This window comes from Enterobacter sp. WI-ESBL-E8, assembly GCF_053364895.1.
The window spans coordinates 2,059,182-2,073,028 of the sequence record NZ_JBRWXJ010000001.1 but is presented as its reverse complement, the minus strand read 5'-3'; the positions used below and the strand labels follow the sequence as shown (position 1 = coordinate 2,073,028).

The 13,847-nt window shown below is 56.2% G+C and carries 15 protein-coding genes; 14 read left to right on the top strand and 1 reads right to left on the bottom strand.

The genetic code is table 11. From position 1 onward, the window contains the following. Positions 1–10 precede the first annotated feature (10 nt). Complete coding sequence (locus ACWHWP_RS09930) at positions 11–1,183, top strand: MalY/PatB family protein (RefSeq protein ID WP_063956062.1); 1,173 nt, start codon at positions 11–13, stop codon at positions 1,181–1,183. 96 nt (positions 1,184–1,279) lie between these two features. Then, positions 1,280–2,281, top strand: coding sequence for an adenosine deaminase (gene add, locus ACWHWP_RS09925; RefSeq protein WP_447855486.1), 1,002 nt, complete (start codon positions 1,280–1,282; stop codon positions 2,279–2,281). A gap of 53 nt (positions 2,282–2,334) precedes the next feature. Here add and ACWHWP_RS09920 read toward each other — a convergent pair whose 3' ends face one another. After that, positions 2,335–3,375 (bottom strand): oxidoreductase, encoded by a 1,041-nt coding sequence (locus tag ACWHWP_RS09920; protein WP_447855485.1) that lies wholly within the window; start codon positions 3,373–3,375, stop codon positions 2,335–2,337. A gap of 243 nt (positions 3,376–3,618) precedes the next feature. On the opposite strand from ACWHWP_RS09920, the gene blr reads away from it, so the two are divergent. The 12 genes from blr to gstA all read left to right on the top strand — a co-directional run bounded on the left by blr (position 3,619) and on the right by gstA (position 13,787). Continuing rightward, positions 3,619–3,744: a division septum protein Blr gene (gene blr, locus ACWHWP_RS09915; protein WP_168112406.1), complete on the top strand. Its 126-nt coding sequence runs from the start codon at positions 3,619–3,621 to the stop codon at positions 3,742–3,744. A 231-nt stretch (positions 3,745–3,975) separates the two neighbouring features. Then, on the top strand, positions 3,976–4,191 hold the full coding sequence (gene ydgT / locus ACWHWP_RS09910) for a transcription modulator YdgT (RefSeq protein WP_013096896.1): 216 nt from the start codon (positions 3,976–3,978) through the stop codon (positions 4,189–4,191). 86 nt (positions 4,192–4,277) lie between these two features. Then, positions 4,278–4,718 carry a DUF2569 domain-containing protein gene (locus ACWHWP_RS09905; protein ID WP_047348777.1) on the top strand — a complete coding sequence of 147 codons (441 nt, stop codon included), beginning with the start codon at positions 4,278–4,280 and terminating at the stop codon, positions 4,716–4,718. Between the two features lie 76 nt (positions 4,719–4,794). Beyond that, positions 4,795–5,376, top strand: a complete 582-nt coding sequence (gene rsxA / locus ACWHWP_RS09900; protein ID WP_008500564.1) for an electron transport complex subunit RsxA — start codon at positions 4,795–4,797, stop codon at positions 5,374–5,376. After that, positions 5,376–5,954: an electron transport complex subunit RsxB gene (gene rsxB, locus ACWHWP_RS09895; RefSeq protein WP_028012918.1), complete on the top strand. Its 579-nt coding sequence runs from the start codon at positions 5,376–5,378 to the stop codon at positions 5,952–5,954. The genes rsxA and rsxB overlap by 1 nt, the downstream gene beginning before the upstream one ends. Further along, positions 5,947–7,977 (top strand): electron transport complex subunit RsxC, encoded by a 2,031-nt coding sequence (gene rsxC / locus ACWHWP_RS09890; protein WP_447855484.1) that lies wholly within the window; start codon positions 5,947–5,949, stop codon positions 7,975–7,977. Before rsxB ends, rsxC begins: the two co-directional genes overlap by 8 nt. After that, a complete protein-coding gene (rsxD, locus tag ACWHWP_RS09885; RefSeq protein ID WP_429053000.1) occupies positions 7,978–9,030 on the top strand; it encodes an electron transport complex subunit RsxD in 1,053 nt (350 codons plus the stop codon). A gap of 10 nt (positions 9,031–9,040) precedes the next feature. Continuing rightward, positions 9,041–9,661, top strand: coding sequence for an electron transport complex subunit RsxG (gene rsxG / locus ACWHWP_RS09880; RefSeq protein WP_047348780.1), 621 nt, complete (start codon positions 9,041–9,043; stop codon positions 9,659–9,661). Positions 9,662–9,663: 2 nt separating this feature from the next. After that, positions 9,664–10,350: an electron transport complex subunit E gene (locus ACWHWP_RS09875; RefSeq protein WP_447855483.1), complete on the top strand. Its 687-nt coding sequence runs from the start codon at positions 9,664–9,666 to the stop codon at positions 10,348–10,350. Next, positions 10,347–10,982, top strand: a complete 636-nt coding sequence (gene nth / locus ACWHWP_RS09870; RefSeq protein WP_042719087.1) for an endonuclease III — start codon at positions 10,347–10,349, stop codon at positions 10,980–10,982. The genes ACWHWP_RS09875 and nth overlap by 4 nt, the downstream gene beginning before the upstream one ends. 590 nt (positions 10,983–11,572) lie before the next feature. Then, complete coding sequence (gene dtpA, locus ACWHWP_RS09865; RefSeq protein ID WP_447855482.1) at positions 11,573–13,081, top strand: dipeptide/tripeptide permease DtpA; 1,509 nt, start codon at positions 11,573–11,575, stop codon at positions 13,079–13,081. Between the two features lie 100 nt (positions 13,082–13,181). After that, positions 13,182–13,787, top strand: a complete 606-nt coding sequence (gene gstA, locus ACWHWP_RS09860; RefSeq protein WP_059312020.1) for a glutathione transferase GstA — start codon at positions 13,182–13,184, stop codon at positions 13,785–13,787. Positions 13,788–13,847 lie beyond the last annotated feature (60 nt).

Genomic DNA, 13,847 nt, shown 5'->3' with positions numbered 1-13,847 from the left:
GGAATAAAGCATGTTTGATTTCTCAACCGTCGTGGATCGTCACGGCACCTGGTGTACGCAGTGGGACTACGTTGCGGACCGCTTTGGTGCAGCCGATTTGCTACCCTTCACCATCTCCGATATGGATTTCGCTACCGCCCCCTGCATTACCGACGCGCTGCATGAACGTATTAATCACGGCGTACTGGGTTACAGCCGCTGGAAAAATGACGAGTTCCTGGCCGCCATCGCGCACTGGTTCCAGCAGCGCTTTAACAGCCGGATTGATACTGAAAGCGTTGTGTATGGGCCTTCCGTCATCTATATGGTTTCCGAGCTGATACGGCTCTGGTCAACCCCTGGCGACGGCGTGGTGGTCCACACCCCGGCATATGATGCCTTTTACAAGGCCATTGAGGGCAATGCGCGTCACGTTGTGCCCGTTGAGATGCAAAAACAGCCGGCAGGCTGGCAAGGAAATATGGCTGCCCTTGAAGCCGCCCTGGCGAAACCCGAAAACAAAATTTTGCTGCTGTGCAGCCCGCAAAACCCCACCGGCAAGGTCTGGACGCGGGATGAACTGACGCACATGGCGGAGCTGTGCGCACGCTATGACGTGGCGGTTATCAGCGATGAAATCCATATGGACATGGTGTGGGGCGAACATCGTCACACGCCGTGGAGCAAAGTTGCGCGCGGCAAATGGGCGCTTCTTACTTCCGGCTCGAAAAGCTTTAATATCCCGGCGCTCACGGGCGCTTACGGCCTGATCGGCGATGAAGAGAGCCGAAACGGCTACCTCAGCGCGCTAAAAGGCCGCGACGGGCTCTCTTCCCCCGCCGTGCTGGCGCTGACGGCGCATATCGCTGCCTATCAGCAGGGAGCGCCGTGGCTGGATGCCTTACGCCATTATCTCGAAGAGAATTTGTCGTATATCGCTCGCGAATTAAACGGCGCTTTTCCGAATCTGAACTGGCAGCCGCCGGAAGCGACCTATCTGGCCTGGATTGACCTGCGTCCGCTGAACGTTGACGATCGGGCTCTGCAAAAGGTGCTGATCGAGCAGCAAAAGGTCGCCATCATGCCGGGATATACCTACGGAAAAGAAGGAAACGGTTTTGTGCGGCTTAACGCCGGCTGCCCGCGCAGCAAGCTGGAACAAGGGGTTCAGCGCCTGATTGCCGGCATTAACACGCTCCTGTAATCAATTTGCGCAACGGAATATTCCCTTGCGCAAATAGCTTTTTACCCCGTTTTGTTTTTATAATATGGCGCACTTTAACCAGAAAAGAGTGCGACCATGATTGATACACGCCTGCCTTTAACTGATATTCATCGTCACCTTGACGGTAACATTCGTGCCCAAACCATCCTCGATCTTGGCCGCCAGTTCAATTTAACGCTTCCCGCTCAGACGCTTGAGTCTCTGATCCCGCATGTACAGGTGACATCTAATGAACCGGACCTGGTCAGCTTCCTGAGCAAACTCGACTGGGGCGTGAAGATGCTGGCGTCCCTTGATGCCTGCCGCCGTGTGGCGTTTGAGAACATTGAAGATGCGGCCCGCAACGGCCTGCATTACGTTGAGCTGCGCTTCTCGCCGGGCTATATGGCAATGACCCACAACCTGCCCGTTGCGGGCGTGGTAGAAGCGGTCATTGAAGGCGTGCGTGAAGGCTGCAAGACCTTCGACGTTCAGGCCCGCCTGATCGGCATTATGAGCCGCACGTTCGGCGAAGCCGCCTGTCTGCAGGAGCTGGAAGCGCTGCTGGCCCATCGCGATGCCATCACCGCCGTCGACCTTGCCGGCGATGAGCTGGGCTTCCCGGGCAGTCTGTTCCTCTCCCATTTCAACCGCGCGCGCGATGCCGGCTGGCACATTACCGTGCATGCGGGTGAAGCGGCGGGCCCGGAAAGTATCTGGCAAGCCATCCGCGAGCTGGGCGCCGAGCGCATCGGTCATGGCGTGAAGGCGGTCGAAGATCGCGCCCTGATGGATTTTCTGGCGGAGCAGCGTATCGGGATTGAGTCGTGTCTGACGTCCAACATTCAGACCAGCACCGTCGCCTCACTTGACAAGCACCCGCTGAAAACCTTCCTCGAGCACGGCGTGCTGGCCTCGCTGAACACGGACGATCCGGCGGTACAGGGGGTAGATATTATCCACGAGTACAACATCGCCGCGCCGCAGGCGGGTCTGAGCCGCGATCAAATCCGCCAGGCGCAGATCAACGGCCTGGAAATTGCCTTCCTGACGCCTGCAGAGAAGCAGGCGCTGAAAGATAAAGTGGCTCGCGGTTAAGCATTTGCCGGGTGGCGGCTACGCCTTACCCGGCCAACATACATATTTAAACCTTATGCCAGACAGAGCGTGGCGCGATGTTTGGCAGATTCGATGCCCAGCTCAATCAGCTCCATGATCTGAATCGCCTGGCTGGCCGGAACCGGATTCTCCCCCGTTCCGTTCAGCGCATCGCGAACGGCCGCATAATACGCCGGATAATTCCCCGGGATTGTCAGCAGCGTTTCCTCGACCATCTCCTCACCTTCCACCCGCGTCACAACGCCGTCGCGCATGTCATAGCCCCAGTCTTCCTGCGGCAAGCGTTCGCCGTTTTTCAGGCGGTCCTCCTGCGGATCGAGACCAAACTTCACGTAGCTCCCGCGCGTGCCGTGAATAATGTACCGGGCCGACTCGGCGGCCGCGACCATCGTGCCGTGCAGCACAATCCGCCGCTGCGGGTAACTTAATACAGCGTGGAAGTAATCGGTTGTCTGCGCCCCCGGCCTGAGCTGGGCCAGATCGACCGTCATGCTCACCGGCAGACCAAAAAGATTTACGGCCTGATCCAGCAGATGCGGGGCTAAATCGTACCAGATGCCGCTGCCCGGCCCGGCCTGCTCGCGCCAGCGGTTGCGAACCTGCGGGCGGAAACGGTCGAAGTGCGATTCAAAAAAGGTAATCTCCCCTAACGTTCCTTCGCTCAGCAACGCTTTCACGGTCAGAAAATCGCTGTCCCAGCGGCGGTTGTGGAAAACCGACAGCAGCCTGCCCAGACCTTTTGCCAGCGCGTCCAGCTCGCGCGCCTGCGACAGCGTGACGGTAAAGGGCTTATCGACAACCACGTGCTTACCGGCTTCCAGCGCGGCCTTTGCCAGCGGAAAGTGGATATCGTTCGGCGTGGGGATAACGATTAAATCAATATTCGGATCGTTGAAAAGATGTTTAGGCTCAGAGACAACCGGCACGGAAGGCCAGTCGGCATGAACTTTAGCGGCATCGCTGCTGGATACCGCCGCCAGCGCCATCCCCGGCGTACCGGCTATCAGAGGCGCATGAAACGTTTTGCTCGCGTAGCCGTATCCAATTAGCCCGACGCGGATATTATCACTCATAGTGCCATCCTCTTTTATGACGTTCTTATTTCATACTGGCTAGTCTGGCTTTACCACAGATTAATAATGAGCCATATGACGTAAAATAGCAGGTTGTACCGGCTGTTTTTGTTACATAGTATTAACCTGCTGATTTTGTTTAAGGGAACCGTTCCCAAAGCCCTTGCCGCCGGGAAGCGCTCGCTGTAACATTTGCACCCAGTATTTATGGATAAAGTACAATTACGAATTATGACGTCAATAATTAATCGAATCATTGAATTAGCGGGATGGATTGTTCTTGGGGTATCGGTCATTTTGCTCGGCGTTGCCAGCCATATCGATAACTACCAGCCGCCGGAGCCTGTCACTGTCGCCCAACCTAAGTAACCGGTTACCGCAATAAAGAGTGACATAATATGTCAGTTACGTATTGCCAGCCCTGGTGAACACGGTTAACCTTCTCTTCCAGGCATCGTCTGATGCCTGAATTTCAGCAAAGAAAACTCCTAATTTCGTCACGTTACCTGAGTGGGCTGTTTACGTCTTTATTAATCCGTTTATTATTCGAACAAATTACCTTAACGGGTATTACTCACTTTTATATGGAAACTTATTAATATGACAGTTCAGGACTATTTATTAAAATTTCGCAAGATCAATTCGCTTGAGAGCCTGGAAAAACTGTTTGACCATTTGAACTACACCCTGTCGGATAATCAGGACATCATTAATATGTATCGCGCAGCTGACCATCGCCGTGCGGAGCTGGTCTCCGGCGGCCGTTTGTTCAACGTGGGCGAAGTGCCTAAATCCGTATGGCGTTACGTTTTATAAGAAAGTAGCCATCCGCGCGAAATGTTATATACTCTCCGCCCTGCAAACTGGCTGTACAACATTTCGCGCAGATTATGGGAGAGTTCATGACCGCAACGCCTGGAGAACGCATTGGAGGCTGGTTAATCGCCCCGCTGGCATGGCTGCTGGTTGCTTTATTAAGCGCATCACTTGCGCTGCTGCTGTATACCACCGCGCTGGTTACCCCTCATGCTATCCAGACCCTGATGTCGCAAAGCGTGCTGAATATTGCGCTGTGGTTTGTGTCTTTCGTTTTCGCGATAGGGATGTGGTACTACACGCTGTGGCTGACCATCGCCTTCTTTAAGCGCCGCAAGAGCGTGCCTAAGCACTACATTATCTGGCTGCTGATTTCGGTCCTGCTGGCGGTGAAGGCGTTTGCTTTTTCGCCCGTTTCTGACGCCCTGGCCGTTCGCCAGCTGCTTTTCCCGTTGCTGGCCGCCGCGCTGCTGGTGCCCTACTTCAAGCGTTCGACGCGGGTGAAAAAGACCTTCGTGAACCCGTAATAACCCTACAGATAACCTGTTGTCGCCTGCGTGGGTTTGTCCGATAATAGGCGGCTTTTTTATTTCAGGCTAAATAATGACCGATTACTTACTGCTCTTTGTCGGCACCGTGCTGGTGAACAACTTCGTTCTGGTGAAGTTCCTTGGCCTGTGTCCGTTTATGGGCGTTTCCAAAAAGCTGGAAACGGCTATGGGTATGGGGCTGGCGACAACCTTCGTTATGACGCTGGCGTCCATCTGCGCGTGGTGGATCGATACCTGGATCCTCATCCCGCTGGGGTTAACCTATCTCCGTACGCTGGCCTTTATTCTGGTTATCGCGGTGGTGGTGCAATTTACCGAAATGGTGGTGCGCAAAACCAGCCCGGCGCTCTATCGCCTGCTGGGTATCTTCCTGCCGCTGATCACCACCAATTGCGCCGTGCTGGGCGTGGCGCTGCTGAACATCAACCTTGGCCATAACTTTATGCAGTCGGCGCTGTATGGTTTTTCTGCGGCAGTCGGTTTCTCGCTGGTCATGGTGCTGTTCGCCTCTATTCGCGAACGCCTGGCAGCAGCGGATATTCCAGCGCCCTTCCGCGGTAACGCGATTGCGCTGGTGACCGCAGGTTTAATGTCTCTGGCCTTTATGGGCTTTAGTGGTCTGGTGAAGTTGTAATGAATGCTATCTGGATTGCCATCGCCTCTATCAGCGTTTTGGGGTTGGTGTTTGGCCTTATCCTGGGTTACGCCTCCCGCCGTTTCGCGGTAGAGGACGACCCTGTTGTTGAGAAAATCGACGAGCTTTTGCCGCAAAGCCAGTGCGGGCAGTGTGGCTACCCCGGCTGCCGCCCCTATGCCGAAGCGGTAGGCATTCAGGGTGAAAAAATTAACCGCTGTGCGCCCGGTGGCGAAGCGGTGATGCTGAAAATTGCGGCCCTGCTTAACGTCGATCCGCAGCCCGTTGACGGCGATGCAGAGGTGCAGGAGCCGGTACGCGCCCTGGCCGTGATCGACGAAGCGAACTGCATCGGCTGCACCAAATGTATTCAGGCCTGCCCTGTTGACGCCATTGTTGGCGCAACCCGCGCCATGCACACCGTAGTGGCGGATCTGTGCACCGGCTGTAACCTCTGCGTGGCCCCCTGCCCGACGCAATGTATCGAGCTGCGCCCGGTTGAAACGACTACCGAAAGCTGGAAGTGGGATCTTCAAACCATTCCGGTTCGCAATATTCCTGTGGAACAACATGCTTAAGTTATTTTCTGCTTTCAGAAAAGAGAAGATTTGGGACTTTGACGGCGGTATTCATCCACCGGAAATGAAAACCCAGTCCAACGGCACCCCGCTGCGTCAAATTCCTCTGGCGACGCGCTACGTCATGCCGCTCAAGCAGCACATCGGTGCCGAGGGTGAGCTGTGCGTGAAAGAAGGCGATACCGTGCTTCGCGGCCAGCCGCTGACCTTTGGTCGCGGACGTATGCTGCCGGTACACGCCCCGACCTCCGGTAAGGTGGCGGCCATCGCCCCTCATACGGTGGCTCATCCGTCAGCGCTCTCAGAACTGAGCGTAATTATTGAAGCCGACGGTGAAGACCGCTGGATCGATCGTGACGGCTGGAGCGACTACCGCTCCCACAGCCGCGAAGCGCTTATCGAGCGAATTCATCAGTTCGGCGTGGCCGGCCTGGGTGGCGCAGGCTTCCCAACCGGGGTCAAGCTGCGCGGCGGCGGCGATAACATTCAGACGCTGATTATTAACGCCGCCGAATGCGAACCGTACATCACCGCCGATGACCGTCTGATGCAGGATTGTGCCGCCCAGGTGGTGGAAGGTATCCGCATCCTCGCGCACATTCTGCAGCCGCGGGAAGTGCTGATTGGTATCGAAGACAATAAACCGCAGGCTATCTCTATGCTGCGCGCCGTGCTGGCCGGTAGCCATGATATCAGCCTGCGCGTCATTCCAACCAAGTACCCCTCTGGCGGCGCAAAACAGCTGACGCAAATACTCACCGGCAAGCAGGTTCCGCACGGCGGACGCTCTTCGGATATCGGCGTGCTGATGCAGAACGTCGGCACCGCGTATGCCGTGAAGCGCGCGGTGATTGACGGCGAGCCGTTAACCGAGCGCGTCGTGACGCTGACCGGTGAATCGGTCTCACGCCCGGGTAACGTCTGGGCGCGTCTGGGTACGCCGGTGCGTCATCTGCTGGAACAGGCTGAATTCTGCCCGGGCAGCGACCAGATGGTGATCATGGGTGGCCCCCTGATGGGCTTTACCCTGCCGTGGCTCGATGTGCCGGTAGTTAAAATCACCAACTGTCTGCTCGCGCCTTCACCGACCGAGATGGGCGAAGAGCAGGAAGAGAAAGGCTGCATTCGCTGTAGCGCCTGCGCCGATGCCTGCCCGGCGGATCTGCTCCCGCAGCAGCTGTACTGGTACAGTAAAGGCCAGCTGCACGATAAAGCAAAAGCCCATAATCTGGCCGACTGCATCGAGTGCGGTGCCTGCGCGTGGGTCTGCCCAAGCAACATTCCGCTGGTGCAATATTTCCGCCAGGAGAAGGCTGAGATTTATGCCATCTCGATGGAAGAAAAACGCGCCGCGGAAGCGAAAGCGCGCTTTGAAGCGCGTCAGGCGCGACTCGAACGCGAAAAAATCGCCCGTCAGGAGCGCCATAAGCAGGCCGCCGTTCAGCCTGGCGAGAAAGATCAGGATGCGATTAACGCCGCGCTGGCGCGCGTTCGCGAGAAAAAAGCGACCGCGGCGCAGCCTGTTGTTATTCCGGTAGGTGAGAAACCTGATAACAGCGAAGCGATTGCCGCGCGTGAAGCACGCAAGGCCGCAGCGCGCGCCCGTCAGGCTGAAAAAGCGCAAACGGCCGAGGCGGGTGCTGAAGTCGATCCGCGTAAAGCCGCCGTTGAAGCGGCGATTGCCCGCGCCAAAGCCCGCAAAGCCGGAGAGCAGCAGGTGGTCGTCGAACAGGAAGCGGTCGATCCACGCAAAGCCGCCGTTGAAGCGGCAATAGCTCGCGCCAAAGCCCGAAAAGCCGCGCAGCAGGCACCAGCGGCAGAATCAGAAGCAGAAGCACCACCGGTCGACCCGCGCAAAGCCGCCGTCGAAGCGGCAATTGCCCGCGCCAAAGCCCGTAAGGCAGCGCAGCAGGAAGAGCAACCGCAGGCCGCCAACGATGACCCGCGTAAGGCCGCCGTTGCCGCCGCCATCGCGCGCGTTCAGGCGAAGAAAGCCGCACAGAAAGCAGTTAACGAGGATTAAATGGTTTTCAGAATCGCAAGCTCCCCTTACACCCACAATCAGCGCCAGACGTCGCGCATTATGATGCTGGTCTGCCTGGCGGCACTGCCGGGCATTGCCGTCCAGTGCTGGTTTTTCGGCTGGGGAACCCTGTTCCAGATAATCCTGGGCTGTGCCAGCGCTCTGGCGGCGGAAGCCCTTGTGCTCAAGCTGCGCAAGATTCCCGTTGCCCGCATTCTTGCCGACAACTCCGCGCTGCTGACCGGCCTGCTGCTGGCCATCAGTATCCCGCCGTTTGCACCGTGGTGGATGGTGGTTCTCGGGACCGTTTTCGCCGTGATCATTGCCAAACAGCTGTATGGTGGCCTGGGCCACAACCCGTTTAACCCGGCGATGATTGGCTATGTGGTGCTGCTGATCTCCTTCCCGGTGCAGATGACCAGCTGGCTGCCGCCGCACGAGATTGCGGCCACGGTTCCGGGCTTTATGGATGCCCTGCACGTTATTTTCACCGGCCATACGGCGCTCGGCGCTGATATGAACGCGCTGCGTATGGGCGTGGACGGCATTAGCCAGGCTACGCCTCTCGATACGTTTAAAACGTCCCTGCATGCCGGGAACAGCGTTGAGCAGATTATGAAATCTGCTATCTACAGCGGCATGCTGGCCGGTGCTGGCTGGCAGTGGGTCAACCTGGCGTATCTGCTGGGCGGGCTGTTCCTGCTGCAGCAAAAAGCCATTCGCTGGCATATTCCGGTCAGCTTCCTCGTGACGCTGACGGTCTGCGCCACGCTGGGATGGGTATTCTCTCCTGAATCACTTGCCAGCCCGCAGATGCACTTGCTCTCTGGGGCGACCATGCTGGGCGCCTTCTTTATCCTGACGGATCCGGTTACGGCATCAACGACTAACCGCGGGCGCCTGATCTTCGGCGCGCTGGCTGGGCTTCTGGTATGGCTCATCCGCAGCTTTGGCGGATACCCGGACGGCGTGGCCTTTGCCGTCCTGCTCGCCAACATTACCGTTCCGCTCATCGACTATTACACGCGTCCGCGCGTGTACGGCCATCGCTAAGGGTTTTGCCATGCTAAAAACGATGCAAAAACACGGCGTCACGCTGGCTGTCTTCGCCGCGGTTCTGACGGGCCTGACGGCCCTGGTCAATGCGTTGACTAAAACCACGATAGAAGAGCAGGCCACGAAGCAGCAAAAAGCGCTGTTCGATCAGGTGATCCCGTCCGATTTCTACGATAATGACCTGCAAAAAAGCTGCTTTGTGGTAGACGCGCCGCAGCTTGGGAAAGGTACGCACCGCCTCTTTATCGCCCGCAAAGGCGATAAACCGGTAGGCGCGGTCATGGAAGCGACGGCGCCCGACGGCTATTCCGGCGCCATTCAGCTGCTCGTCGGCAGCGATTTCTCGGGCACGATACTGGGCACCCGCGTGACGGAACATCATGAAACGCCGGGTCTTGGCGACAAAATTGAAACCCGCCTGAGCGACTGGATCCTGCACTTCGCCGGTAAAGTTATTCATGGCGAAGGGGATACCGCGTTTGCGGTGAAGAAAGACGGCGGCGAGTTCGACCAGTTCACCGGCGCGACCATCACGCCGCGCGCGGTGGTGAACGCCGTAAAACGAGCCGGGCTGTATGCTGAAACGCTGCCCGCGCAAATCAACAATCTTCCGGCCTGTGAGGAGTAATCATGAGCCAGGTTAAAGAAGTTATCGTCCAGGGATTGTGGAAGAACAACTCCGCGCTGGTACAGCTTCTGGGGATGTGCCCGCTGCTGGCGGTGACGTCCACCGCCACCAACGCGCTCGGTCTGGGTCTGGCGACCACGCTGGTGCTGACCCTGACCAACCTCTCCATCTCTGCCCTGCGCCGCTGGACGCCGTCGGAAATACGTATTCCGATTTACGTCATGATCATTGCATCGGTGGTCAGTATCGTCCAGATGCTGATTAACGCCTACGCGTTCGGCCTGTACCAGTCGCTTGGGATCTTTATTCCCCTGATCGTCACCAACTGTATCGTGGTCGGTCGTGCGGAAGCCTTCGCGGTGAAAAACAGCCCGGCCATGTCGGCGCTGGATGGTTTTTCCATTGGCATGGGCGCCACGTGCGCCATGTTCGTGCTGGGCTCGCTGCGCGAGATCCTAGGGAACGGTACGCTGTTTGACGGCGCGGACGCGCTGCTCGGCGGCTGGGCCAAAGCGCTGCGCATTGAAGTGTTCCATACCGATACGCCATTCCTGCTGGCTATGCTGCCGCCTGGCGCGTTCATTGGCCTTGGCATGATGCTGGCGATAAAATACCTGATTGATGAAAAACGTAAGCGCCGCGCGGCAGAGCGCAGCGTCCAGGAAGGGATACCCGGGAAGGCCACATGAATAAAGAAAAGCGCATTGCGATCCTGACCCGTCTGCGGGACGAGAACCCGCACCCGACGACGGAGCTGAATTTTACCTCCCCGTTTGAGCTGCTGATCGCCGTGTTGCTCTCTGCACAGGCTACCGACGTGAGCGTCAATAAAGCAACCGCCCTGCTCTATCCGGTTGCCAATACGCCGAAGGCCATGCTGGAGCTGGGCGTGGAAGGCGTGAAGTCCTACATCAAAACCATCGGCCTGTTTAACAGCAAAGCCGAGAACGTCATTAAGACCTGTCGGATCCTGCTCGAGCAGCACGGGGGCGAAGTGCCGGAGGACCGCGCAGCGCTGGAAGCCCTACCTGGCGTGGGGCGCAAAACGGCGAACGTGGTGCTTAACACCGCGTTTGGCTGGCCCACTATCGCCGTTGATACGCATATTTTTCGCGTGTCTAACCGGACGAACTTTGCGCCGGGGAAAAATGTCGAGCAGGTCGAAGAGAAGCTGTTAAAAGTGGTCCCCGCCGAATTTAAGGTTGATTGCCATCACTGGCTGATTCTGCACGGGCGTTATACCTGCATTGCCCGTAAGCCTCGCTGCGGCTCCTGCATTATTGAAGATCTCTGCGAATACAAAGAAAAAGTCTATTCCTGATTATCCAACCCCTTACCAAAAGAAGGGTAATCGCATGCTCTTCTTTTGGCCGTTATTTGTTCGACATTCAATTCCCCTGACCTGTCACTTGTTCGGTCGTTTAACGCTCAAACAGGTTAATAGTTTTTTCATAGCCAAAAATTTCTATACATCTGTGATCGCGATCACCCTGATAACTTCATGTTGATTTTTTGTTGTCAAAGTCTACCTAAACCCTCTGTGGCATAAGATATCTCCGACTAAAAACCGAAGATAAGACCAGTGTTTTTTCAGATTATGGGCTATATGACTGGAACAAACGGCAAATAGCAGAACATATCGCCAAAAGCCGGTAATGAAGGGTAATTACCAGACGAAAAAACTACCTTTACTCATCGTATGAAATTTAACGCTGAATAACATTTATGTGAACCGACGATTATACCACTCCAGATATATGTAACAGATTATTACAAACGTATTGCCAGATGGGACAGGATAGTGAACATTACCCGCCGTTTCTCCTCCCAATATAACTATAAGGCGGATGGGCTACGGCCTTCACGCGATGAACACCCCCGTTAATATGGGATGTAAAAAAAGAGGTATATGTGTCGACTGCAAACAATAAACCAACAGATGAAAGCGTGAGTCTTAACGCTTTTAAACAACCTAAAGCGTTCTATCTCATCTTCTCAATCGAGTTATGGGAGCGTTTTGGTTATTACGGCCTGCAAGGGATCATGGCGGTTTACCTGGTAAAACAGCTGGGTATGTCCGAAGCCGATTCCATCACCCTGTTCTCTTCCTTCAGTGCTCTGGTGTACGGCCTGGTCGCTATCGGCGGCTGGCTGGGTGATAAAGTTCTCGGAACGAAACGCGTCATCATGCTGGGTGCCATTGTCCTGGCGATTGGCTATGGCCTGGTTGCATGGTCAGGGCACGATGCCGCTGTGGTGTATATGGGTATGGCGACGATTGCCGTCGGTAACGGTCTGTTCAAAGCGAACCCGTCTTCCCTGCTCTCTACCTGCTATAACAAAGACGATCCGCGTCTGGACGGTGCATTCACCATGTACTACATGTCCATTAACATCGGTTCGTTCTTCTCTATGCTGGCAACCCCATGGCTGGCGGCGAAATTCGGCTGGAGCGTGGCGTTCGCGCTGAGCTTCGTCGGTATGCTGATCACCGTGGTGAACTTCCTGTTCTGCCGCAGCTGGGTTAAAGATTACGGTTCAAAACCGGACTTCGAGCCTGTGCACATGGGCAAACTGCTGGCGACCATCGTGGGCGTGGTGATCCTTGCCGCAATCGCTACCTGGCTGCTGCACAACCAGGGTATCGCACGTGCGGTTCTGGGCGTGGTTGCACTGGGTATCGTGGTTATCTTTGCGAAAGAAGCATTCGCCATGCAGGGGGCTGCCCGTCGCAAGATGATCGTGGCGTTCATTCTGATGCTGGAAGCGATTATCTTCTTCGTCCTGTACAGCCAGATGCCAACCTCTCTGAACTTCTTCGCGATTCGTAACGTTGAGCACTCTATTCTGGGCATCGCGTTCGAACCCGAGCAGTATCAGGCGCTGAACCCGTTCTGGATCATGATCGGTAGCCCGATTCTGGCCGCTATCTATAACAAGATGGGCGATCGTCTGCCGATGCCGCACAAGTTCGCTATCGGCATGGTGCTGTGCTCCGGCGCGTTCCTGGTGCTGCCGCTGGGTACCAAATTTGCCACCGACGCGGGTATCGTGTCCGTTAACTGGCTGATCCTGAGCTACGCGCTGCAGTCTATCGGCGAGCTGATGATCTCCGGTCTGGGTCTGGCAATGGTTGCACAGCTGGTTCCACAGCGTCTGATGGGCTTCATTATGGGTAGCTGGTTCCTGACCACGGCCGGTGCGGCAATTATCGCCGGTAAGATTGCGAACCTGATGGCTGTGCCGGAAAACGTCACCGACCCGCTGGTCTCTCTGAGCGTCTACGGTACCGTGTTCATGCAGATTGGTATCGCTACTGCGGTTATTGCTGTCCTGATGCTGCTGACCGCTCCGAAACTGAATCGTATGACTCAGGATGACGACAAAACAGCTGAAGCGACCAAAACCGCTACCGCGTAATATTATTGAGAAACGACGAGCCGCTAATGCATATTAGCGGCTTTTTTTTTATCCTTTCGCGCACTAACATAGCTGAAACCTCAGCAAAAAGGAGTTACCGATGAAACTGTTCTACAAACCGGGCGCGTGCTCTCTTGCTTCCCATATCACCCTGCGCGAGAGCGGCAAAGATTTCACGCTGGATGGCGTTGATCTGATGAAAAAACGTCTGGAAAACGGCGATGACTATCTTGCCATTAACCCGAAGGGACAAGTTCCGGCGCTCTTGCTGGATGATGGTACTCTGCTGACCGAAGGTGTCGCGATTATGCAGTTCCTGGCCGATAGCGTGCCGGATCGCCAGCTGCTGGCGCCGGTCAGCACGATTTCGCGCTACAAGACGCTGGAATGGCTGAACTACATTGCGACCGAACTGCACAAAGGCTTTACGCCGCTGTTCCGTCCGGATACGCCGGAAGATTTCAAACCAACCCTGCGTGCCCTGCTGGAGAAAAAGCTCCAGTACGTCAACGCATCGCTCAAGGACGATCAGTGGATTGGCGGGTCGCGCTTCACGATTGCCGATGCGTATCTCTTCACCGTGCTGCGCTGGGCGCGCGCGGTTAAGCTGAATCTCGAAGGGTTAGACCATATCGCATCGTATATGAAACGCGTGGCGGAGCGCCCTACGGTGGCTGCGGCGCTGAAAGCGGAAGGGTTGAACTAACCGAGCGGCCTGTGTTGCCGGGTGGCGCTGCGCTTACCCGGCCTACAAATTCCGTAGTCC

Bases quoted from the DNA above. Each gene is read 5' to 3' on its own strand.
- ACWHWP_RS09930 (WP_063956062.1), top strand. From the start codon at position 11: ATGTTTGATTTCTCAACCGTCGTGGATCGTCACGGCACCTGGTGTACG.
- add (WP_447855486.1), top strand. From the start codon at position 1,280: ATGATTGATACACGCCTGCCTTTAACTGATATTCATCGTCACCTTGAC.
- ACWHWP_RS09920 (WP_447855485.1), bottom strand. From the start codon at position 3,375: ATGAGTGATAATATCCGCGTCGGGCTAATTGGATACGGCTACGCGAGC.
- ydgT (WP_013096896.1), top strand. From the start codon at position 3,976: ATGACAGTTCAGGACTATTTATTAAAATTTCGCAAGATCAATTCGCTT.
- ACWHWP_RS09905 (WP_047348777.1), top strand. From the start codon at position 4,278: ATGACCGCAACGCCTGGAGAACGCATTGGAGGCTGGTTAATCGCCCCG.
- rsxA (WP_008500564.1), top strand. From the start codon at position 4,795: ATGACCGATTACTTACTGCTCTTTGTCGGCACCGTGCTGGTGAACAAC.
- rsxB (WP_028012918.1), top strand. From the start codon at position 5,376: ATGAATGCTATCTGGATTGCCATCGCCTCTATCAGCGTTTTGGGGTTG.
- rsxC (WP_447855484.1), top strand. From the start codon at position 5,947: ATGCTTAAGTTATTTTCTGCTTTCAGAAAAGAGAAGATTTGGGACTTT.
- rsxD (WP_429053000.1), top strand. From the start codon at position 7,978: ATGGTTTTCAGAATCGCAAGCTCCCCTTACACCCACAATCAGCGCCAG.
- rsxG (WP_047348780.1), top strand. From the start codon at position 9,041: ATGCTAAAAACGATGCAAAAACACGGCGTCACGCTGGCTGTCTTCGCC.
- ACWHWP_RS09875 (WP_447855483.1), top strand. From the start codon at position 9,664: ATGAGCCAGGTTAAAGAAGTTATCGTCCAGGGATTGTGGAAGAACAAC.
- nth (WP_042719087.1), top strand. From the start codon at position 10,347: ATGAATAAAGAAAAGCGCATTGCGATCCTGACCCGTCTGCGGGACGAG.
- gstA (WP_059312020.1), top strand. From the start codon at position 13,182: ATGAAACTGTTCTACAAACCGGGCGCGTGCTCTCTTGCTTCCCATATC.